Source organism: Veillonella sp. (assembly GCF_019414865.1).
GTDB lineage: Bacteria > Bacillota > Negativicutes > Veillonellales > Veillonellaceae > Veillonella.
Map to the genome: position 1 here is coordinate 1 of NZ_DXLG01000022.1, position 19,637 is coordinate 19,637.

Sequence of the window (19,637 nt, forward strand, 5' to 3'; positions counted from 1 at the left end):
TGCATTTTCTTGCAATTCTTATGAGCTAGAATTATAATATTAGAGTAATATTCATACTTTATTCATGTTAAATCATGAATGGTGCATAGAGGGTGCTATACGATTCAGGTTTCATCAGATAACTTTGAATCTTTTTTTGAGTATATTGTTTGTGTTGTCTTAAAAGGGGTACAACCTATGAAAAAAGAATTGCTTTTAACGGCTATGATTACCGCCAGTATTACTACAACAGCCTTTGCTGCATCTAATTTAGATATTAGCGCTACCACTGCAGCGCCATTAAGCATGCAAAATTCCATTGCCTATGGTGGGGATAATAAAGTTGAGCAGGGTATGTTCTCTCCTGTAAAAAATATATTGCTCGGTGGCGACAAGAATACAGTTCGACCTTCCGCTAATGATACTATCACCTCTGGTACTAATAATACTGTATCTGGCCCAGGCAGTATCGTAGCAGGTTGGTATAATACAAACTCTGCTACTCACAGCTTGGTAGTAGGTACTAGCAATACTATTGGTGGTACTAATAACATCGCAGGCGGCTTTAACCATGCTAACAATGACAATGCGATTGATTCTTTATTAATTGGTACACATAATAGCATTGATGGTAGAAGCTCTGTGGCTTTGGGCACGAATAACACCGTTAAAGGCAATAATGCTTTGGTAGGTGGTACTGGTGCTAAGGTTCAAGGTAATAATGCTATTGCCTTTGGCGACAGTGCGAAAGCAACGTATGATGATGCGTATGCTATTGGTCGTAAAGCTGAAGCAACTGCTCAAAATACTGTTGCTATCGGTAATAATGCAAAGGCCAATAACGATATGGGTACAGCGATTGGCTATAATGCAAAAGCAAAAAATGATTATGCTACAGCAGTAGGTTATAGTTCCATAGGTTCTGGTAATCAATCTTCTGCATTTGGTTTTAATGCAGAAGCAACGGCTATGAATACAACTGCAGTTGGCTCCTATGCGAATGCTAGCGGTGCGTACTCCACAGCGTTAGGCTTTAAAACAGTGGCTTCTAATGAAGACGCTGTGGCATTAGGTAATTATTCTACTAGTGCTGGTAAAAGTGCCTTTGCTGCTGGTACATTAGCGAATGCAGCAGAAAAGGACTCCTTAGCAATCGGCCATAGTGCAACTACAACAAAGGAAAATGGTATTGCTATCGGTACAAATGCATCTGTAACTGGTGTGGATTCTATTGCTATCGGCAAAGCCGCAAATATTGCTAAAGCGGGTAGCATTGTAATTGGTAGAAATACGACAGCAGATGAATTAGCAGTATCCATTGGTACTGACTCTGTAGCAACTGGTTGGGGTGGTACTGCAGTAGGTACTATTTCCAAAGCAACTGGTGCTCAATCCACTGCTATCGGTGATAATGCGCAAGCATCTGATACATACTCCACAGCACTTGGTGTGTCTTCCGTAGCTTCCGGCAGAGCGGCTAATGCGATTGGCCTTTCTAAAGCGACAGGCTTTGCATCCAATGCTATTGGCTTTGTAGCGGAGGCTTCTGGTAAAAGCGCTACTGCAATCGGAAATGCAGCTAAAGCTCTTAATGAAAACTCCATCGCTATTGGTACGAATGCGAAGGCTGCCACAGACAATAGTATTGCATTAGGTGCTAAGTCTGTTACTGCTACAGCAGTGTCTACTAATTCTGGTGTTATCGGCGGCAGAACCTATAACTTTGCTGGTGGAAATGCGGTTGGTACATTGAGCATTGGTGATAGTGGTGCAGAACGCACCATTACAAATGTAGCAGCAGGCCGTGTATCTGCGACATCTACTGATGCAGTTAATGGCTCCCAACTACATGCTATTAAAGACGTGGTAGATAATCATGAAAACCGTATCACTACCATAGAAGGCGATATTAATACATTAAATAATCGTATTATTAATGGCGGTGCTAATAGCTTAAATGAAGCTAAATCCTACACTGATCAACAAGTATCTAGCGTAGCGGCTGCTTCTGCAGCACTAGCTGGCTTGCATCCATTAGATTTTGATAAACATGACAAATGGTCCTACTCCGTTGGCTTTGGTAACTATAAAAATGCTAATGCAGCGGCGTTAGGTGCGTTCTATCGCCCTAATAAAAACACCATGTTTAATGCTGCTACTACCGTTGGTAACGGCCGTAATTCTATTAGCTTAGGTGCCAATTTTAAATTTGGTAAAAGCTCTGAAGAGGTAACTACTGAAGATGCTACACAACTCAAGAAAGATATGAAAGACCTATCTGAAAAATATAATGAGTTAGAACGAAAATATACTGAATTGGCAGCTAAATTAGAATCTAAATAATTAGAACCTAAATAAGAATCCAAATAGTGTGATCAATACTCCTACAAGACGTATCTTGTAGGGGTATTTTTTATCCTATGCTTTCATTATAAGTATTCCTTAAAATGATATAATTAAGATATATATTCAGTTACATATTCAGTTACATATTCAGTTACATATTTAGTTACATATTTAGTTACATAGTCAGTTAAACATTATATGTAAACAGCAGTATATGGGGGAGAGTGCATATGAGCTTTTACAATTGGATTCAAGAAAAACTATTTGATAATTTCGAAGAATGGCGCTTGAAGAGCCCTGGTTCTAATGGAAACGGTTTTAATATAGTCGGAATAGATAATACCTTAAAGGCTATGCATGATGGATTTTATATGTACATGGAGTTATACCCACCTCATGCCATCGATGGATGTACAGCCATGAAAGCACGTGTAGGTAAAACGCAGGATGCAGTAGATTTATTCTTAGATATAGATGGCAAGACCTATCGTATGGCTGATGTAAGTTATCCTGACGCAGTGAAGATGATGCGGGCTTTTATGAAAAAACGCAGAGTACCTGACTATAGTTTGTGTGTAGAAGCAGTGTATCTAGATATTGATCAGATGCGATCTACATTTACAGAATTAGCAACGTTGTTGCTAGGCGATGCAAAACAAGCTAAATCGTTTATGACCAAGGTAAAGTTGAGCTCCCTGGAAGAATTGGAAGATAGCTGGTGGAACCTCTATGAGGAACTACTCTCTAAAGGATATGCCGTAGAGTTAGACTGTAAATGTGAACTAGAGGATTTTATTTATCATGTACAGAAGTTAATACGTAATAAGTCTTTAGATACTAGAGAAAATCTAACTATTGATACAGCAACATTAGATGAAGATCAAGTTATTATGGACTGGTGTGCTAGTCTTAATTCTACGTGGGAAAACTATACGTTAGCAGGCATGGACACAGGAACCGATAGCTTTGTACTTATGGTGCTTTCAAATGAGGAATTCAAAATAGCCAAAGAACTAGCGAAAGAACTATTACATAGAATTGATGTAGCTGAACACTTGTGATGCAACAGAACATTTTAATGTTATAGAAGTAATTATACTATGGCATCATCTGTAAAAGGATGTAGTTCTAACTGTAAATAGTTTGTACCGTAAAATGTGATGAATAGGAGAGAGTCATATGAGTATTGTACGTTTACCAGAATATGAAGCAGAGTTTGAATCGGAAGAGTTTGAAATCTATGCATTGCCACGCAGCGATGCGAATGGGGCTAGTCCTTATTTAGATAAGTATCATAGACCACTGGTGGACACCGATGCTATCCTAGATACTCGAACTGGTATGCTTGACCGTAGCGAAGGCATTTTGACGTGGATTATTGAGGGCCTTGATGATAGATGGGGTTATTCTTTTGAGCCCCATGGGATCTATAAATTATTGGTTAAGAAAGCAAAGCCTTTAGAGGACTTGGGCTATATGCGCCCCTCTTGGAATAATCGCTATTATGTGCTTGAGGTATTAGAGGAGCATGCTAAACATAGAGAATTAGAGGCGTTGTCGGCGTATTTGAAAACCCCTAAATACCTTCATACTGACCGGGGTGACTTCCTGTTAAATCGAGAGTATCAATATTACACAGCCAGAATTGATGATTATGCTTTCACCCTTGATGTGGATGAGGACTCTGATGAAAGTTGTACCGTAGCATTGGCTGCTTTCAATACAATCGATAATTTTAAAGCATTTGAACAACGAATTAGTACCTATATTAGTGAAAAATTACTAGATCTTGCTAATGATTGGCTCGACAATGATGACCAAGATCCGATTACGTCAGACGTATTTGCTAAGCGTATTACGATGGATGAATTGGCATTTCGTAACGATGGCACCATAGAGGTCTATTATGACGACGATGATATCTTCTGGGGGCACTGTATCATAGCTCATATTGATGCGGATGGTAACCCTGTTGATGCGGATATTGCAGGATAATCAATTAATGGAGAGAAACAATGGAAGATATGTATAAATTAGTCAAAGATTTCTTTAGTCATGACTTTGAACTAGATGATTTATTTGATTCTGAATCTATTATTTGGATTGACTGGCGCGAGGATGACGAAGATGTGGTGTGCTATTTCAATGATATGATGGATGAGCCTATCGATATTCAAACCGTTAGTAATGGCAAGTCCTATGGTGACGATATTGTGTTACAAAAGGGCGATAAAGAACTGCAAATTCCTTATAGTGAGGAGAAAGATCGGGATGTAACTATCAAATACTTCAACGACTTCGTTCAGCCTGATTATGAGGTGCGCTGGTTTGTTGAAAGCCTTGGAAACGATACACTTGGTTTTACCGTGCTTTCAGGGGCAGAATGGGCCAATTTAGAAGATGAATTTGGTGCAGATACAGTTCGTTACTATTTCGAGCCTATCAATCTTGAAAGTAACATGTTTAATCTCGACATGGATGAAGTTTCTGCATTATTAGAATTACGAGAAAATAATAGATGAAATAACCGGTAATGAGCCGATAGAATAAGAGGTTATCAATATGAACTATTTAGAAACATTACGAAATGACGCTAAACTAGCTGAAGAGTTTGATATGCTGTTTGATTTCTGCCTATTAGACGGGTTGGAAGAACGAGATACTGCTGAGGGGCGATGCACATTCTCTTTACCCGGCAAAGCCTTTGCTCGTGATGGTGCCGGCGGTGAATATCATCAATTAGAGGATGGCTCTATCGGGTATATGAGTAGCGAAGGGGAATGTGGTCGTATAGCTGAAAGTGTAGATGATTTAATCCATTTATTTGTGTACAGCATTTGTTGGCATGATTATTGTGACGCTAGCCAATATACGGACATATCTACTCTCGAAACCTATGCCAATGAGCGTCATGATGAAATCGTCTCTTATACAGAAATGGATGTATGGGAAACCGTTGTTCAGGCGCTAGGCATGCCTTTAGAAGCAAATGTGGCTGCTGAATTACAAAAATTCTATAACGCTGCACATCGAGCTCTTTTATATATTTGTTATTTCCATGAAGATGATGGAACCGTTACAGAATCACAAAATCTGTTTTTCTAGACGTATTGCTTAAAAGGAGAATTATATGGCTATTGATGGAGTAAAAATCATAGATAGTGATGATGGCCATGATATTTATAATTTGATTGTTGAGCGCTATAGAGATGGCACTAGTATTGATACAATTGTTTCAGAAATTTTGGCTGAAGAGCAGAATTTTTGTACTGACGAATTCTATACAGAAATTTATTGGACTGCCGTAGCCTATTCGCTGTGGAAGATAGGTCATTTACCGCAGGATATCAAAGAGAAAGCATTAGACATAATCGCGAAGGGTCCTCATGAGTTTTGGCTAGAAATCGATAGTAAGGCCTTTAAACAGCGTCAAAAGATATTAGATAAGTTAGCCCTGCAGCTACAGAGCGAAAATCTAAAGCCTGTTAAGGTTCGTAAATCTAAAACGAAGAGAGAACCTCATTTTAAGATGGGGGACGTATTAGCTGTTAAGTTTGAAAAAAACTATGGTGCTATCTTTGTGTCTGACGTAGATCAATCGCCGCGAAAAATCGAGTACCATTTAGCCTGTACGCGGCTTTTACAAGAAGAAAAACCAACAATGGAGGACTTTCTAAATAGCAAAATCGCATGCCGGAAAGATAATACAAATTTTGGTATCGATACAGACTGTTGGTTCAATCATAAGGACCTAGGCCTGTTGCTAGAAAATTTAGAAATCATCGGAACCGTTGAACTCTATCCATGTAAACTATGGAAACTAGCACCAAGAGGCACGTTGGAGGACATCTATGAGGAGATTACAGACAACCCTAGAATCGGAAAACTACGTCTCATAGACACCTATGAACTGGTGAAAGAGGTTGTTTAGGAATAATTATGGGAATTACAACCGATTATGTATTTGTGGAGGGCATAGATTATGGGTTTGATTGCAAATTATAGCTGTTTAAGCGATGCGAATTTAAAAGAGCTTAAAGCTATGGGCTCAGAAGAAGAGGAAATTCTTGAAAGTGTTGAAGAGTGGAATGACGACGATGAGTTATTGCTTGATATCGACAAGATGTGGGATGTGCTCCATTTCGTGCTTACCGGCGTAAGCACTGACCATAAGGATGATAATAACCCTCTTAGCCAAGCTGTGCTTGGCATAACAGCTGTTGAAGAACTATCGGATTACTTAGCGTATACTGAACACGATAAGTTAGCAGATATCGTGGCGGCTCTAGAGCGGTTTGATATGGAAGAGGCTCTTGAATCCTTTGATATGGCAGCCTGCAAAGAGGCAGAGTTATATCCAAATATTTGGGATTATGATGAGGAAGAGGAAGAAATCAGAGATGAACTTCTTCATGATTTCGAGCAGATGAAGGTATTCTATAAAAAAGTGCTAGAAGCGAAGGGGCATGTGCTTGTATCAATTTGTTAGGCCCGTTATAATCTGTTGGACATGGCTCTGGTTATAGATAAACTAATTATAGGACTGACAAAGATGAGGAATTGTAAATGGCAGTGTTAACAGAAAAGCAAATTAAATATGGCTTTGACTACTATCATAAGGATGAGAAACAACTAAAATCTGTAGTTGAGGTTTCTGAATATGATGGTGAAGACAAGCTGATGATTAATTGTACACAGCTAGATGAAGACTATTCTGCTAAAGATAAGAAACGCATTTTACAGGAGTGGTGTACTTTTTTAGTTGAACATCCAGATATCTTTACAGAGCTCATGTTTTGTACAAGAATGCCACAGGAGTTATTTGATGCGGTGTGTGCCCAACGGAGACTCAAAAAATTACATATAAAATGGGGCGTTTATCCAGATATTTCAAAATTAGAGAACTTACAAGAACTAGAATACCTACATATTGGGTCCGGAAGAAGTGTATCAAGATTAGAGCCTATTTCAAGATTAGTAAATTTAGTAGCGCTGTCGATTGAAAACTTTCAACAAATTGATGATTATGCGACATTAGCTAATCTAAAACATCTTGAAAGTCTTGCCTTAGAAGGTGACTTCGCCGCTCCTAAAATTCTTAAGGTTCAATCCTTAGAATTTCTACGCCATATGAAACAGTTGCGCTTTTTCAGCTTTTTAACGGCAAAGGTGATAGATAAAGACTACTCTCCCATTTTAGAACTCAATAATTTAGAACATCTTACGTTAAAATCTTGTAAAGAGGTTAAGCAGTTGTACCCTCAATTAATTAAACTACCAAAGTTGAAGTATGGCACTGTATTAGAACGACCGGAATTATATGAGAAATAAGGCTTGAGATATAAGTCATGAGCTATAACTTATAATACATAAAAGGGAGTAATCATAATGGATAAAGCGCGTAAAAAGGAATTATTAAAAGCTTATGCAGATAAGCAAAAGCAATCGTTTAAAGATAGTTTGCCTATGGACGAAGAGTTGTTTTGGAATCTCTTTGACTATGTAGACGAGAAGTTAGAGGCAAATGACGGTTGCGACCATAGTTTAACTTTCACCAGAGAATTCTTGGAAAAACAAAAGGTAGATGTGGAAAGTGTACTAGACTGGATCGTTAACGAAGGTGGCGGCTGTGACTGCGAGGTTCTCTACAATGTGGAAGAACGTTTTGAGGAGTACGATTAATAGTATTTTTCTATAGTTAACTCCTTCTATTTGCAGGTGTTATCATAAAGGTATATAGTAAAGGCATGTGATGTAATTATTCACATGCCTATTTTTCTTTATAAGGAGGACGCTATGCAACACGTTCAAAACCGCAGTACTACGTCCGCGTTAGTACTCACAGCCGTATTGATTGCCCTCGCAACATTGTTTACCATGTACACGAAAATCCCAGTACCTGGCATTCGCGGCTATTTCAATGTAGGAGATGTCGTTATTATGACGTCAGCTCTGTTATTAGGTCGAAAATATGGCGCCTATATTGGTGCTATCGGCCCAGCGTTAGCTGATCTATTCCTCGGCTACGCAGTCTTTGTACCAATCACTCTCGTGGTGAAAGGCATTGAAGGCTATCTTGTCGGTACTGTCTATAACAATAAGACAACTACCTCTGCCTTAGTGGCAACCATTGTAGGTGGCATTATCATCGTAGCAGGCTACTTCATTGCCGAATACTTTGTATTTGATCCAGGCGTAGCCATTGCTAGTATTGTGACCAATACCATTCAAGCCATTATGAGCGTTATTATTAGCATGATTCTCTATGCGATTTTGCGTAAACGATTGGGGTAGGATTACTGATTCACAATTCATATACAAATTATGATATAATTTGTATATGAGGAGGTGCTTTTATGGGGTTATTACGTGAAAGTATCCGACCATCGTCGGATTTAAGAAATAAATATAATGAAATCTCTACCGTTTTAAAAACAGGGGATGAAGCTTGTATTATGACGGTAAATGGTCGTGGTGATACGGTATGTATGGGATATGAAACCTATAATAAATTGAAAGCACAGATAGAATTATTAGAGGCTATTGCCTTGGCAGAGGAAGATGAACGAAAAGGTAGAATGGGTCCTATTGAGGATACTTTTATCAGCATAGAACAGTTGTTAGCTGAGGCGGAATAGTTATGGAAGACACTGCTTATCGTATCATTATTATGGCACAGGCTGATCAGGCATTGCATCATATTGTTCTGCATGTAAAGCAATCTTTTTCCAATGAAATTGCCAAGTCTGTTTATCAAGAGATTAAGGATAGAATTCTTTTATTAGCGGATAATCCTTATATGGGCATGATTCCAAGACATACTGTTTTACGTAATAAAAACTATCGTATGTTGATTATTAATAAAAATATTATTCTATATCGTGTCTTTGATGATGAAAAAGAAGTGCGCATATATAATATATTTAGTCAACGGCAAGATTATTTACAACTTCTGCAAGGATTGTAGATGTTTAGTTGATTTGGTATAGATGAATAAAGGGAGACTCTGTTGGGAGTCTCCCTTTGTTAGTTATAAATAGACTAATATTTATTAATAGATTTTTATTGCCGCTTATTCTTTAATTCAGAATATTTCGTTCTTCAAAGACTGCTTTCACTGTAAACAGTGCATTCAGCACGCGTGGAAATCCCGCATAGGGGATGCAGTGGGTGCAGACCTCTACGATTTGCTCAGGCGCAATACCGACGTTGAGAGCTGCGTTGGTATGTACTTTCAGCTGAGCCTCGCAACCGCCCAGCGTTAATAGGGACGCAAGCGTAATCAGTTCCCGTTCCTTGAAATCCAGATTGGGGCGCGTGTAGATGTCGCCGAACAGCTCGACCAATAAATCGGCTATGGCCGGTGAAATCTCATGAATTGTGTTATACACCTCCTCCCCGTGCAGCCCGTCAATCTGTTTCAATGTGTTCATACCGATGTTAAAACGTGTTTCTTTCATAATTATTACCTCCGTCTAGACGTATGATATATGCTCGAGTATACTTGAGGTCAAGGTGGTGAAAGTATGAAAATCGGTGAATTTTCAAAAATGGTAGGATTGTCCATTTCTACATTGCGATATTACGAGGATCAGGGGTTCCTTCACATTGAGCGACAGAATGGCATTCGCAATTATCATGCAGAAGATGTGGGCTTTGTGCAGTTTATTAAACGCTTGAAAGACATGGGGATGCCGCTTGCGAATATCAAGCGATATGCGGATTTAAGGTATGCCGGATTTCATACGGTCCATGAAAGAATGACATTACTACAAGACCATTACCGGTTTATTGATGCCGAAATCAAACGATTGGAAGGCTATAAGAATAATTTAGAAGATAAGTTGAAGCTGTATGAAACTTTAGTAGAGAAAAATGGGATTAAGTAGTTTTGTATTGTAGATATTTATAGTTATAGTATCAATATGGAGGTAGGTACCTCCTATTAATCATAATTATAGAGTGGTTATAATATTTTAGTGGAACAAAGTTTTATATGGTATAATACTTTCATTATGTAGTGAGAAAAGGAGATCTAAATGGCAAATTTACCTAACTGCCCTAAGTGTGGCGACGAGTACACATATGAAGATGGTCATATGTTTATCTGTCCTATGTGCGGACATGAATGGACAGCGGCTGATGCACAAGCTGCAGCTGAAGCAGGTATCATTCGCGATGCTAACGGCAACGAGCTAGCTGATGGCGATACAGTTGTTGTTGTCAAAGACCTCAAAGTAAAAGGCGCTGGCGTATTGAAACAAGGTACACGCGTTAAAAACATTCGCCTCATCACTGATGCGAGCGATGGCCACGATATCGATTGTAAAATCGATGGTTTCGGTGCGATGGCATTGAAATCTGAAATGGTTAAGAAAATCTAATTTAAGAAATCCCTATCGATACGTTCGGTAGGGATTTTTTCGTGGTATAATCAACGTATACTGCGTGTAGTGGAAAGTACTTGGGGGAGAAAAACTATGTTTAAAAGGGTTGTATTATTAGCTGTATTGGCGTCTATGATGGGGAATATTAGCTCTTTAGCGGCAGATTTAAAGCCCACAGATAAGCGTACCTATGAATTACAGCAACAAATTTCTTATAATGTAGTCATTCCTAGTGAGGCTTTCAAGACGAGTGCCGATGGCACCTTGATTGTTCCTCTAGAAATTAAAACAGATGATAAAGGGAATATTGTAGCCGTTGAAGCGGGGCCTAATAATTGGAAATTAGACCGCGATGCATATCCAATCTTTGAAGAGGCTGCAAAAGAGGCCGCTTGGCATACAAAGCATGTGGATACTGATGAAGCATTAGTTGTGACAATTCCAGTTAGTATTGTAATCGTATCAGGTGAACACCCTCATAAAAAATAAAGGAGCGGTTATGGAATCTACAAAGGATTTAGAGAAATATACTTACGATCTTCTGGCGGAGCGTGGCGTTACGTTAGAGGATATTGCAGAGCTCGTTTTATATGTTCAAAAACCATATATGCCTAATCTAACAATTGAAGAATGCCGTGAACATGTGGCTTCTGTCCTTTCAAAACGAGAGGTACATAATGCAATTATTACGGGCATTGAGCTAGACAAGTTGACGGAACAAAATAAATTATCTCAGCCCTTGCAAGGTATTGTAGAAAATGATGAAAGCCTCTATGGTATCGACGAAATCTTAGCCTTTTCCATCGTTAATTTATACGGTTCCATAGGGTTTACGAACTATGGCTATCTAGATAAGGTTAAGCCTGGCATCATTAAAAAGTTAGATAGCAAGGCTGGTGGTCATTGTAATACATTCCTCGATGATTTAGTAGGTGCTGTGGCAGCTGCTGCAGCGGGGAAATTAGCTCATAATGAACCTCATCGCGTACGTCATGCGCTAGCTGAGGAAAAAGCATAAATTTTTGTCGTTGATGTTATTAAAAATTAAGAGTATAACTAGTAGTGAAATGAATAATTAATGTATTCTATGTAGACTATATACAGGAGGAACTATGCAAAAGGTTCTAGTTGTTATCGATATGCAAAAAGATTTCGTAGATGGCGCCCTTGGTTCAGCGCAAGCGCAGTTAATCGTAGATAATGTGCGCAACAAAATTGAGAACTTTGACGGGCCTATCATATTTACACGCGATACGCATGATACTAATTATCTTGAAAGCCAAGAGGGCAAGTTCTTACCTGTCACACATTGCGTGAAGAATACAGAAGGTTGGCATATTGTGACGGGCTTAATTGAGGCTGCAGAAGGGCGTCCTATCATGAGCCCTGTATCCTTTATAGACAAGCCAAACTTTGGATCCTTTGAGCTATTATCTCGTTTGGAAGGCATGAATTCGGTAAATCCTATTGAGTCTATTACACTCGTTGGTTTATGTACAGACATTTGCGTCGTTTCTAATGCGATTATACTGAAAGCTGGCTTGCCAGAAATTCCTGTTTACGTAGACTCTAGCTGCTGTGCAGGTGTGACAGAAGAATCCCACCAAGCAGCATTAACAACAATGAAAATGTGCCAATGTATTGTTGAGTAGTTATTGTGTTATAGCTATATTAGAGTGCTTTACATTGATTAATAAACATAAAGGCTATAGGAAATCCTATAGCCTTTTTCTATGGGAAAATATATTGACGATTTTCTATATGCAATATACAATAAATAAAGAATGATAATTTATATCAATTAAAATAATACCGATGCAGGTGCATCGAAATGCTTTCACAAGAACGATACCAGTATTTACTATCGTTCGTGCCCTAAATTTAAGGAGGACTATTATGAAACTTTTCGAACTCGCACCATTACCATATGCTTATGATTATCTTGAGCCTGTTATCGACGCAGAAACAATGAAATTGCACCATGACAAGCACCATCAAGCGTATGTTAATAATTTGAACGCTGCTATCGCAAAATACCCTGATCTTGCATATGGCTGTGTAGACTGCATTCTCGGCGATATCGCTAATGTGCCAGAGGATATCTGTCAAGCTGTTATCAACAATGGCGGTGGTCACAAGAACCACACTATGTTCTGGGACATCATGACAAAACCAGACACTTCCAAATTGCAAGGTCCTTTGAAAGCGGCTATCGACGCTGAACTTGGTGGTTATGATGCTTTTGTTGATAGATTCTCCGCTGCAGCAGCAACACGCTTCGGCTCTGGTTGGGCATGGCTTGTGGTAAACAAAGATGGCAAACTAGAAGTGACATCTACTGCGAACCAAGATAACCCTCTACTAGAAGGTAAAACAGCAATCCTTTGCTTAGACGTTTGGGAACATGCATATTACTTGCATTACCAAAACCGTCGCCCAGATTACATTAAGGAATTCTTCCGCGTTATTAATTGGGACAAAGTTTCTGAAAACTACGAAAAAGCATTGAAACATAACTAATAAATCTCTCAGAACTTTCATCTCTCTAAAAACTAGATATATATTTTTAATAGATAACGGATAGTTGGTTCAAAGCGTTCTAAATGATTAGATGACTTTGAATGCTCAGCTATCCGTTTTTTATATGAATTTCGATATTTTTGAAATATCTTTCAAAAGTATAGCCATGGATACAGATTTTCCAATCGATATCGTTTATCATAGTGTCATAGGTTATTTTAGATAAACCTTTCAGAATGTAAATTGCCTTGTATACGAAGACGTATAGAGGATTACTCACATATGTAATAAACAATATTTTTGACACGAGGGGATCAAAATGGAAAAGAAATTAGATTTGTCCAAATCCGTATATGATTTGGTAAAAGAATATCCTGAAGTAACAGAGATTATGAAAAGCTTAGGGTTCAGTGAAATCACTAATAAAGTGATGTTGAACTCTGTTGGTAAAATCATGACCATCCCAAAAGGGGCTAAAATGAAAGGCGTATCCATGATGGATATCGTGAGCGCATTTATGAAAGCCGGCTTTACCTTGGAAGGTGAAATGCCAAACCTACATGGTGATGATGTATCTGCTAAGGATGCTCCTATAGAGGCAGCTGCTACTCAAGTAGAGGTATCTAACGCTACCCAAAATACAGAATCTAATACTAACGAAAATACAGAAGTTAACGCAGAGGATACTGTTACAGATAGCGAACGTGTAGAGCAATTGAAAGGCTTCTTGAAACGTTTGGGCACAGGCGAAGAGCTTGGTTCTGTTCGTGAAGATTTTGCGAGCCAATTCAAACATGTTGAGGCGAGTGAAATCATGAAAGCCGAACAAGGTCTTATGCGCGAAGGTACACCTTTAGAAGAGGTACAACAATTGTGCGACCTTCACTCTGCATTGTTCCATGGTTCTACCATTCATGAACAAATGGATGCTGAACATGCTAAGGTAGAGGCTGTTCTAGAGGCTCAAGAAAAGAGCAAGAGCGTAGTGACTTTGGTAGAAACTGTAGGGCATCCACTCAATCAATTAACAGAGGAAAATAAAGCTCTTGATGCATTGATTGAATCTATCCGCCCTAAAGTAGCAGATAAAACAGCAACTATTGATGATGTAAATACAGTACGCCAAGTATCTGTTCACTATGCTAAAAAAGGCGATTTATTATATCCAAAATTGAAGGTGGATTATGCAATCGGTGGCCCATCCATGGTTATGTGGACTGTTGATGGCGATATCCGCGACCAATTAGGCGATTTAGCAAAATCTAGTCAAAGTGTAGATGATTGGTATAGACGTTTTGATGAGCTTCTTACACGTGCTCAAGAAATGATCTACAAAGAACAAAATATCTTGTTCCCAATCTGTGCAGAAAACTTCAGTAAAGAAGAATGGTACCAAATCTACAAAGATACAGCACAATATGAAGAAATCTTTGGTGTAAAACGCATTGCTTGGACAGAGGCTGATGCAGCATTAGCAACACAAACTACAAAACAAAGTGGTGATGACAATGCTATCGGTTTAATTGGCGGTACGCTAACTGTAGATCAACTCGATGCTATGCTCAATACAATGCCAATGGAAGTAACCTTCGTTGACCATGAAGATATCAACCGTTACTTCAATGATGGTGAAAAGGTATTCAAACGCCCTACTACAGCGATTGGCCGCGATGTATATTCCTGCCATCCACCAAAGGTAGAACCTATTGTACGCGGTATTATCGACTCCTTCCGTAAAGGTGACCGCGATAATGTGGCAGTATGGCTTGAAAAACAAGGTCGTCCATTCTATGTAAACTACATGGCTGTACGCGATCAAAACAATAACTATATTGGTACATTAGAACTCGTACAAGATATGCAATTTGCAAAGGAACATTTCGCTAGAATTAAATAAGAACCAGTGTAATACTAGTTGGTAATACAGTGAAAGTATAATACAAAGAGGCGGCTCTAACATTGAATGATGCTAGAGCCGCCTCTTTTGTTTGTACGAAATGAATTCTCTAATATGATTAATGTATTTCCTGAATTAATGTATTTCTTGATAAGAGGTACCCATTAAGGGTGTACGTACTTGATAATAGTATGGGTAGCAGTCCTGATATTTTCAAGGCTCGTGGCCAAGTTAAGTCGCACAAAGGTGGCGTAATCTCCGCCTCCAAACCATTCGCCAAAGCTTGGTGCAATGTGGCATTTGTTTTCGAACAGGTCATGCATATCTTCCGCCTTTACATAGGCGCTAAAATCGATCCAAGCCAAATAGGTGCCGTCCATAGGGCTGATGCGGATGTGTGGCAATGCCGTACGAAGTTCTCGGCACAGATATTCATAGTTTTCACGAATGATAGCCAATACATCTGTGAGCCATGCTTCCGCCTCAGGATGCGTGTAGGCTGCGGTGATGGCCGCTTCGGCAATAACGTCCGAGTCTGTATGATACACATGAGCTTTATAGGCGTTGAATTGGCTTCGTAGTCGTTCGTTAGGAATGATAACCTCTGCGTGGTGCAAGCTAGCCATATTGAACGACTTTGAGAGGGAGGACATTGCAATCATGTTATCTGTATAGGCCCCATTATTTACCGTCAAGGCCGATGTAAAGGCCGTTGGTCCCGAAATCAGGTCTTGATGAATCTCATCACTTATGATGAGCACATTGTGCTGCTTGCAGATATTAAATAATTGGTCCATTTCCGCTTCACTCCATACGTGGCCTACAGGATTGTGCGGATTGCAGTGAATGAACAGTTTCACATCGTGTTCGGAAATAGCTCTTTTAAAGGCATCGTAATCGACGGTGTAGCGATTATCCTCAGTGCGATTCATAGGAATAGTGATGATTTGACGTTGGGCATCGCTGGCGCTCGTATCAAAGGCGCCATATACAGGACTTAGAACGGCGATGGCGTCATTGGTTTTGGTAAAAGCCCCAATACACCACATGATCCCTGTAATGACGTTGGGCGCGCTGGTGAGCCATTCTTGCTCAAGACTACAGTTATGCCGGCGTTTGTACCAACTCATAACTGCCTCTATATAATCCGGATTTATCATGGTATAGCCTAGCGGATTGGCTTTCACATAGTTACAAATGGCCTCTTGAATGCACTGAGGCGGCATAAAGTCCATATCGGCTACCCATAGTGGTAATAGGTCAGTACGGCTGAATTTTAAATGCTCGCCGTCCCATTTGCGGGAATGAGAACCGCGTCGATCAATATAGTATGTTTTAGTAAAGTCTACTGTGTTCATAGTGAACCTCTTACATTCTGCTAGATTCATAAGAAATCTTGTGTAATTATATATATCAGTTCGGTGTCACCAACATCTATGAGTGTATGTTAATGTGGTGCAAATCAATTATTCTGTCTATTATCAGTATACATGCATAGATATATATGTAAATATACACTTAAGAATTGCTGTTACCTTACCATTCGTTTCTATGCAATCCTTGCATGAATAGGGGCTATATTCGTATACAAAAGGTGCTTTATTTGCTTGACTGTTGGGACTTTCACAATTTAGAATATACTATAGAATAGTGTGTGTCTGACCAGTGACCACACGTCTATCGAATGGTTACAAAAGATAAATCTTAGCAGCATGTGGCGACATCCCTATGTGAGTGGGCTCATCGGATTGTTCAGGTACATGCAACGCTGTATAAGTATAGTACTGGATCCTTGTTAGGAGGCATGTGCCATGAGTAACGAATTAAAACCACTACATTTTGATGCGGATTATACAATGGAGGAAGCGCTCGCTGAGGCGAAACGTTGTCTAAATTGTCCAAAACCATTGTGCCGTATGGGTTGCCCTATTGAAAACGAGATCCCTCGTTTCATCCAAGCTATTGCACACGGTAACTTCGGTTTAGCAAATGATATTTTGGCAGAACGTACAAACTTGCCATCCATTTGTGGCCGCGTATGTCCACGCGAAAACCAATGTGAAGGTAACTGTATCATGAACAAGGCGAAAAAACCGCCTATCAATATCGGTAAATTGGAACGCTTTGCTGCTGATTTTGAAAGTATCAATGAACTTCGCAAACCTAAGAAGATTAAACAAGATCTTGGTAAGGTTGCCGTTGTAGGTTCTGGCCCTGCAGGCTTGTCCGTAGCAGGTGATATCGCTAAACTTGGTTACGAGGTAACTGTATTCGAAGGTCAATCTGAACCAGGTGGCGTACTTTTATTCGGTATTCCAGAATTCCGTTTGTCTAAATCCGTTGTACGTCGTGAAATCGCTCGTCTTGAAGGTTTAGGCGTTAAATTCGTATGTAATACATTTATCGGTCAAGATAAAACATTGGATGAACTCTTCGCGGAAGGTTTTGACTCCATCTTTATCGGTACTGGTACACATATTCCTCAAGAAGTACGCATGGAAAACGATGAAGTGCATGGTGTATTCCAAGCAATGTACTTGTTGACGAATGTACAATTGGTAGATAATGGTGAGCTTGATGAAGCTCAAATTCCTGTCAAAAAAGGCGATCGCGTAATTATCATCGGTGGTGGTAACGTAGCGATGGATGCGGCTCGTACATGCGTACGTTTAGGCTGTGAATCTGTTACTGTAGCATACCGTCGTAGCCAAGAACAAATGCCAGCATTGTTGTCTGAATACGAAGAAGCTCGTGCTGAAGGCGTTCAATTCCAATGGTTCGCTTCTCCAGTAGGCGTAGAAGGTAAAGACAAGGTAGAAGGCTTCAAATATGAAGTGATGGCTCTTAACGAAGATGGCGCAGGTATCCATGGTACTGGTAACTTCCAAGTTATGCCTGTAGATAAAATCATCATCGCTGCTGGTCATAAACCAAATGCTCGTCTTATCGGCGAAGGTAATAACCTGAAAGTAGACGAAAAAGGGTACATCATTACATCTGAAGATCCATATGGTATGACTAACCGTGATGGCGTCTTCGCTGGTGGTGACGTTGTACATAAGCCGGCTACTGTAGTATTGGCGATGCGCGAAGCTAAAAAAGCTGTGGATGGCATGGTTAAATACATGGAAATCAAAAAAGCGCAAGAAAGTGCTAACCAATAATCCTATAGTGGATAATGATATGGCAATATTACTATTCAAGTGTATTCATGATGAATAGATAATGTATAGAAATTATAAAAATCTAGGAATTATCTATACTAATTGACATAGATAGTACATTTTTAGTACTAATTCTTTCTATATATACGATAATTACACGAATTGTTGAAAACATACAGAACATAATATGCATAGAAAAAAGCCTTACTAGAACTAATTGATACATTAGTTTTTAGTAAGGCTTTTGTGTTATTACTTTTCAACTGCTACTAGGCAGTCAACCTACGATATGGGTATAGTAAAGGCATAACCATGTGTTGAGTGTGAAAGTAGATAGAGGTTGCTATGAATCCTATTCTATGTTGTCGTGATATACAGGTTCGACAAGAGGTTCACAAACTAGGCGTATTAATTTTGCTTTGGCGTAGACAATTGGGCATGACGCAGTATCAGCTGGCTGATAAGTCTGGTCTAGCCCAATCTTATATTAGTGATCTTGAAAGTGGTGCTATTGATCCGCGATGGTCCACTATTTATAGAGTTGTATCTGGATTAGGGCAGATGAGCGTACAAGACTTTCTAAATGGGCCACAAACCATTAGAACCCTAAGGATTCATTGATGATAATAATCTCCATGGTTTGCATGTTGCGCATCTTTTTATAGTAGATTGTTAAGGCGTTGCAAATGCGATCCGGAGAGCCACAGTCATAACATTTTTCTTCTAATTTGGCACAAGGGTTGAGGGAACTTTTCTTATTCTTCTTGCTGTTTAGCGGTGCTGCTACATTTCGTGCTCGATAAATAGCAGACGCTAAGTCAGGAGTAATCTTGTTAGTGCCTAGCACAAAGAATACCTCTTGGGAACCAAATAAAGAAGCTGCCACACGATTGCCAGTACCATCGATGTTGACCATCTCACCTGTTTGCGACAATGCATTTACAGAGGTGAGAAATACATCGCGACCCATGGTACGTAATGCAGTGTCGCGGAAGCTTTCACCAGGAAGGGGACGTTGAATATCTGTTATATTATCGTTGACCTCGGATAAAGCATCATGTACATTGAGCTCTAATAAGGTGCGGGAATCGCCGATAGCCACTCTTTTATTCTGAATACGAGACTGTAAATAATCAACAGCCTCTGCACCTGTTTCAAAATAATGAACTACGAAATTATTGCGCTCTAAGGCCTTAATCGTTTTCTCTATATCGATGGGGGCATCATTGATTTGGGGATTGATAACTGCGTTGATTGTCGTTTCTGTATTGGCCATGAGTCCTCCGATATTATGTAAATAAGTGAGGTAAATCTTATTAATTATATTCTATTATTGTATCGTTT

At 39.4% G+C, this 19,637-nt stretch carries 24 protein-coding genes; 21 read left to right on the top strand and 3 right to left on the bottom strand.

Annotated features, from left to right (window positions below):
* The first annotated feature begins 177 nt into the window (after positions 1-177).
* The 12 genes from QZ334_RS02460 to QZ334_RS02515 all read left to right on the top strand — a co-directional run bounded on the left by QZ334_RS02460 (position 178) and on the right by QZ334_RS02515 (position 9,292).
* Positions 178-2,322, top strand: a complete 2,145-nt coding sequence (locus QZ334_RS02460) for a YadA-like family protein (protein WP_295231657.1) — start codon at positions 178-180, stop codon at positions 2,320-2,322.
* A 233-nt stretch (positions 2,323-2,555) separates the two neighbouring features.
* The gene (locus QZ334_RS02465; protein ID WP_105086042.1) at positions 2,556-3,386 is read left to right on the top strand and encodes a DUF6630 family protein; all 831 of its coding nucleotides are present in this window, start codon (positions 2,556-2,558) and stop codon (positions 3,384-3,386) included.
* Positions 3,387-3,504: 118 nt separating this feature from the next.
* The gene (locus QZ334_RS02470) at positions 3,505-4,320 is read left to right on the top strand and encodes a DUF2262 domain-containing protein (RefSeq protein ID WP_295231661.1); all 816 of its coding nucleotides are present in this window, start codon (positions 3,505-3,507) and stop codon (positions 4,318-4,320) included.
* A 20-nt stretch (positions 4,321-4,340) separates the two neighbouring features.
* Entirely contained in the window at positions 4,341-4,847 is a 507-nt protein-coding gene (locus QZ334_RS02475) for a hypothetical protein (protein WP_295231663.1), read from the top strand.
* Between the two features lie 40 nt (positions 4,848-4,887).
* Positions 4,888-5,430: a hypothetical protein gene (locus QZ334_RS02480; protein ID WP_295231666.1), complete on the top strand. Its 543-nt coding sequence runs from the start codon at positions 4,888-4,890 to the stop codon at positions 5,428-5,430.
* Positions 5,431-5,455: 25 nt separating this feature from the next.
* Complete coding sequence (locus tag QZ334_RS02485; RefSeq protein ID WP_295231669.1) at positions 5,456-6,256, top strand: hypothetical protein; 801 nt, start codon at positions 5,456-5,458, stop codon at positions 6,254-6,256.
* A 51-nt stretch (positions 6,257-6,307) separates the two neighbouring features.
* Positions 6,308-6,814, top strand: a complete 507-nt coding sequence (locus QZ334_RS02490) for a YfbM family protein (protein WP_295231671.1) — start codon at positions 6,308-6,310, stop codon at positions 6,812-6,814.
* A gap of 77 nt (positions 6,815-6,891) precedes the next feature.
* Positions 6,892-7,656 (top strand): leucine-rich repeat domain-containing protein, encoded by a 765-nt coding sequence (locus tag QZ334_RS02495; RefSeq protein WP_295231673.1) that lies wholly within the window; start codon positions 6,892-6,894, stop codon positions 7,654-7,656.
* 57 nt (positions 7,657-7,713) lie between these two features.
* Positions 7,714-8,007, top strand: a complete 294-nt coding sequence (locus QZ334_RS02500; protein WP_024066294.1) for a DUF2695 domain-containing protein — start codon at positions 7,714-7,716, stop codon at positions 8,005-8,007.
* 114 nt (positions 8,008-8,121) lie between these two features.
* On the top strand, positions 8,122-8,619 hold the full coding sequence (locus QZ334_RS02505; protein ID WP_105089901.1) for an ECF transporter S component: 498 nt from the start codon (positions 8,122-8,124) through the stop codon (positions 8,617-8,619).
* 62 nt (positions 8,620-8,681) lie between these two features.
* A complete protein-coding gene (locus tag QZ334_RS02510; protein WP_105089900.1) occupies positions 8,682-8,963 on the top strand; it encodes a type II toxin-antitoxin system Phd/YefM family antitoxin in 282 nt (93 codons plus the stop codon).
* Between the two features lie 2 nt (positions 8,964-8,965).
* Positions 8,966-9,292 (top strand): type II toxin-antitoxin system RelE/ParE family toxin, encoded by a 327-nt coding sequence (locus QZ334_RS02515; protein ID WP_105089899.1) that lies wholly within the window; start codon positions 8,966-8,968, stop codon positions 9,290-9,292.
* Positions 9,293-9,404: 112 nt separating this feature from the next.
* On the opposite strand, the gene QZ334_RS02520 is transcribed toward QZ334_RS02515, so the two are convergent.
* On the bottom strand, positions 9,405-9,785 hold the full coding sequence (locus QZ334_RS02520) for a carboxymuconolactone decarboxylase family protein (protein WP_295231680.1): 381 nt from the start codon (positions 9,783-9,785) through the stop codon (positions 9,405-9,407).
* Positions 9,786-9,851: 66 nt separating this feature from the next.
* On the opposite strand from QZ334_RS02520, the gene QZ334_RS02525 reads away from it, so the two are divergent.
* From QZ334_RS02525 to QZ334_RS02555, 7 genes are all read left to right on the top strand, one after another.
* On the top strand, positions 9,852-10,214 hold the full coding sequence (locus tag QZ334_RS02525) for a MerR family transcriptional regulator (RefSeq protein WP_295231683.1): 363 nt from the start codon (positions 9,852-9,854) through the stop codon (positions 10,212-10,214).
* 150 nt (positions 10,215-10,364) lie between these two features.
* Entirely contained in the window at positions 10,365-10,709 is a 345-nt protein-coding gene (locus tag QZ334_RS02530; protein WP_005385054.1) for a zinc ribbon domain-containing protein YjdM, read from the top strand.
* Positions 10,710-10,805: 96 nt separating this feature from the next.
* Positions 10,806-11,201, top strand: coding sequence for a hypothetical protein (locus QZ334_RS02535; protein WP_105089896.1), 396 nt, complete (start codon positions 10,806-10,808; stop codon positions 11,199-11,201).
* Positions 11,202-11,211: 10 nt separating this feature from the next.
* A complete protein-coding gene (locus QZ334_RS02540; protein ID WP_105089895.1) occupies positions 11,212-11,730 on the top strand; it encodes a phosphatidylglycerophosphatase A in 519 nt (172 codons plus the stop codon).
* 94 nt (positions 11,731-11,824) lie between these two features.
* Positions 11,825-12,364, top strand: coding sequence for a cysteine hydrolase family protein (locus tag QZ334_RS02545; RefSeq protein WP_295231690.1), 540 nt, complete (start codon positions 11,825-11,827; stop codon positions 12,362-12,364).
* A gap of 244 nt (positions 12,365-12,608) precedes the next feature.
* Positions 12,609-13,232 (top strand): superoxide dismutase, encoded by a 624-nt coding sequence (locus tag QZ334_RS02550; protein ID WP_295231693.1) that lies wholly within the window; start codon positions 12,609-12,611, stop codon positions 13,230-13,232.
* Between the two features lie 319 nt (positions 13,233-13,551).
* Positions 13,552-15,129 (top strand): DUF438 domain-containing protein, encoded by a 1,578-nt coding sequence (locus QZ334_RS02555; RefSeq protein ID WP_295231696.1) that lies wholly within the window; start codon positions 13,552-13,554, stop codon positions 15,127-15,129.
* Between the two features lie 164 nt (positions 15,130-15,293).
* Here QZ334_RS02555 and QZ334_RS02560 read toward each other — a convergent pair whose 3' ends face one another.
* The gene (locus tag QZ334_RS02560; protein ID WP_295231700.1) at positions 15,294-16,487 is read right to left on the bottom strand and encodes a MalY/PatB family protein; all 1,194 of its coding nucleotides are present in this window, start codon (positions 16,485-16,487) and stop codon (positions 15,294-15,296) included.
* A gap of 453 nt (positions 16,488-16,940) precedes the next feature.
* Here QZ334_RS02560 and QZ334_RS02565 point away from each other — a divergent pair, with 453 nt between their 5' ends.
* Together QZ334_RS02565 and QZ334_RS02570 are read left to right on the top strand one after the other, a co-directional pair.
* Entirely contained in the window at positions 16,941-18,293 is a 1,353-nt protein-coding gene (locus tag QZ334_RS02565) for an NAD(P)-dependent oxidoreductase (protein ID WP_295231703.1), read from the top strand.
* 345 nt (positions 18,294-18,638) lie between these two features.
* The gene (locus QZ334_RS02570; RefSeq protein WP_105089889.1) at positions 18,639-18,914 is read left to right on the top strand and encodes a helix-turn-helix domain-containing protein; all 276 of its coding nucleotides are present in this window, start codon (positions 18,639-18,641) and stop codon (positions 18,912-18,914) included.
* Here QZ334_RS02570 and QZ334_RS02575 read toward each other — a convergent pair.
* A complete protein-coding gene (locus QZ334_RS02575) occupies positions 18,892-19,569 on the bottom strand; it encodes a lactate utilization protein (RefSeq protein ID WP_295231707.1) in 678 nt (225 codons plus the stop codon). The two genes, QZ334_RS02570 and QZ334_RS02575, sit on opposite strands and share 23 nt — an antisense overlap.
* Positions 19,570-19,637: the final 68 nt, after the last annotated feature.

Bases quoted from the DNA above. Each gene is read 5' to 3' on its own strand.
- QZ334_RS02490 (WP_295231671.1), top strand. From the start codon at position 6,308: ATGGGTTTGATTGCAAATTATAGCTGTTTAAGCGATGCGAATTTAAAA.
- QZ334_RS02530 (WP_005385054.1), top strand. From the start codon at position 10,365: ATGGCAAATTTACCTAACTGCCCTAAGTGTGGCGACGAGTACACATAT.
- QZ334_RS02505 (WP_105089901.1), top strand. From the start codon at position 8,122: ATGCAACACGTTCAAAACCGCAGTACTACGTCCGCGTTAGTACTCACA.
- QZ334_RS02570 (WP_105089889.1), top strand. From the start codon at position 18,639: ATGAATCCTATTCTATGTTGTCGTGATATACAGGTTCGACAAGAGGTT.
- QZ334_RS02535 (WP_105089896.1), top strand. From the start codon at position 10,806: ATGTTTAAAAGGGTTGTATTATTAGCTGTATTGGCGTCTATGATGGGG.
- QZ334_RS02475 (WP_295231663.1), top strand. From the start codon at position 4,341: ATGGAAGATATGTATAAATTAGTCAAAGATTTCTTTAGTCATGACTTT.
- QZ334_RS02465 (WP_105086042.1), top strand. From the start codon at position 2,556: ATGAGCTTTTACAATTGGATTCAAGAAAAACTATTTGATAATTTCGAA.
- QZ334_RS02520 (WP_295231680.1), bottom strand. From the start codon at position 9,785: ATGAAAGAAACACGTTTTAACATCGGTATGAACACATTGAAACAGATT.
- QZ334_RS02560 (WP_295231700.1), bottom strand. From the start codon at position 16,487: ATGAACACAGTAGACTTTACTAAAACATACTATATTGATCGACGCGGT.
- QZ334_RS02550 (WP_295231693.1), top strand. From the start codon at position 12,609: ATGAAACTTTTCGAACTCGCACCATTACCATATGCTTATGATTATCTT.
- QZ334_RS02480 (WP_295231666.1), top strand. From the start codon at position 4,888: ATGAACTATTTAGAAACATTACGAAATGACGCTAAACTAGCTGAAGAG.
- QZ334_RS02540 (WP_105089895.1), top strand. From the start codon at position 11,212: ATGGAATCTACAAAGGATTTAGAGAAATATACTTACGATCTTCTGGCG.
- QZ334_RS02565 (WP_295231703.1), top strand. From the start codon at position 16,941: ATGAGTAACGAATTAAAACCACTACATTTTGATGCGGATTATACAATG.
- QZ334_RS02495 (WP_295231673.1), top strand. From the start codon at position 6,892: ATGGCAGTGTTAACAGAAAAGCAAATTAAATATGGCTTTGACTACTAT.
- QZ334_RS02460 (WP_295231657.1), top strand. From the start codon at position 178: ATGAAAAAAGAATTGCTTTTAACGGCTATGATTACCGCCAGTATTACT.
- QZ334_RS02525 (WP_295231683.1), top strand. From the start codon at position 9,852: ATGAAAATCGGTGAATTTTCAAAAATGGTAGGATTGTCCATTTCTACA.
- QZ334_RS02470 (WP_295231661.1), top strand. From the start codon at position 3,505: ATGAGTATTGTACGTTTACCAGAATATGAAGCAGAGTTTGAATCGGAA.
- QZ334_RS02485 (WP_295231669.1), top strand. From the start codon at position 5,456: ATGGCTATTGATGGAGTAAAAATCATAGATAGTGATGATGGCCATGAT.
- QZ334_RS02515 (WP_105089899.1), top strand. From the start codon at position 8,966: ATGGAAGACACTGCTTATCGTATCATTATTATGGCACAGGCTGATCAG.
- QZ334_RS02575 (WP_295231707.1), bottom strand. From the start codon at position 19,569: ATGGCCAATACAGAAACGACAATCAACGCAGTTATCAATCCCCAAATC.
- QZ334_RS02545 (WP_295231690.1), top strand. From the start codon at position 11,825: ATGCAAAAGGTTCTAGTTGTTATCGATATGCAAAAAGATTTCGTAGAT.
- QZ334_RS02510 (WP_105089900.1), top strand. From the start codon at position 8,682: ATGGGGTTATTACGTGAAAGTATCCGACCATCGTCGGATTTAAGAAAT.
- QZ334_RS02500 (WP_024066294.1), top strand. From the start codon at position 7,714: ATGGATAAAGCGCGTAAAAAGGAATTATTAAAAGCTTATGCAGATAAG.
- QZ334_RS02555 (WP_295231696.1), top strand. From the start codon at position 13,552: ATGGAAAAGAAATTAGATTTGTCCAAATCCGTATATGATTTGGTAAAA.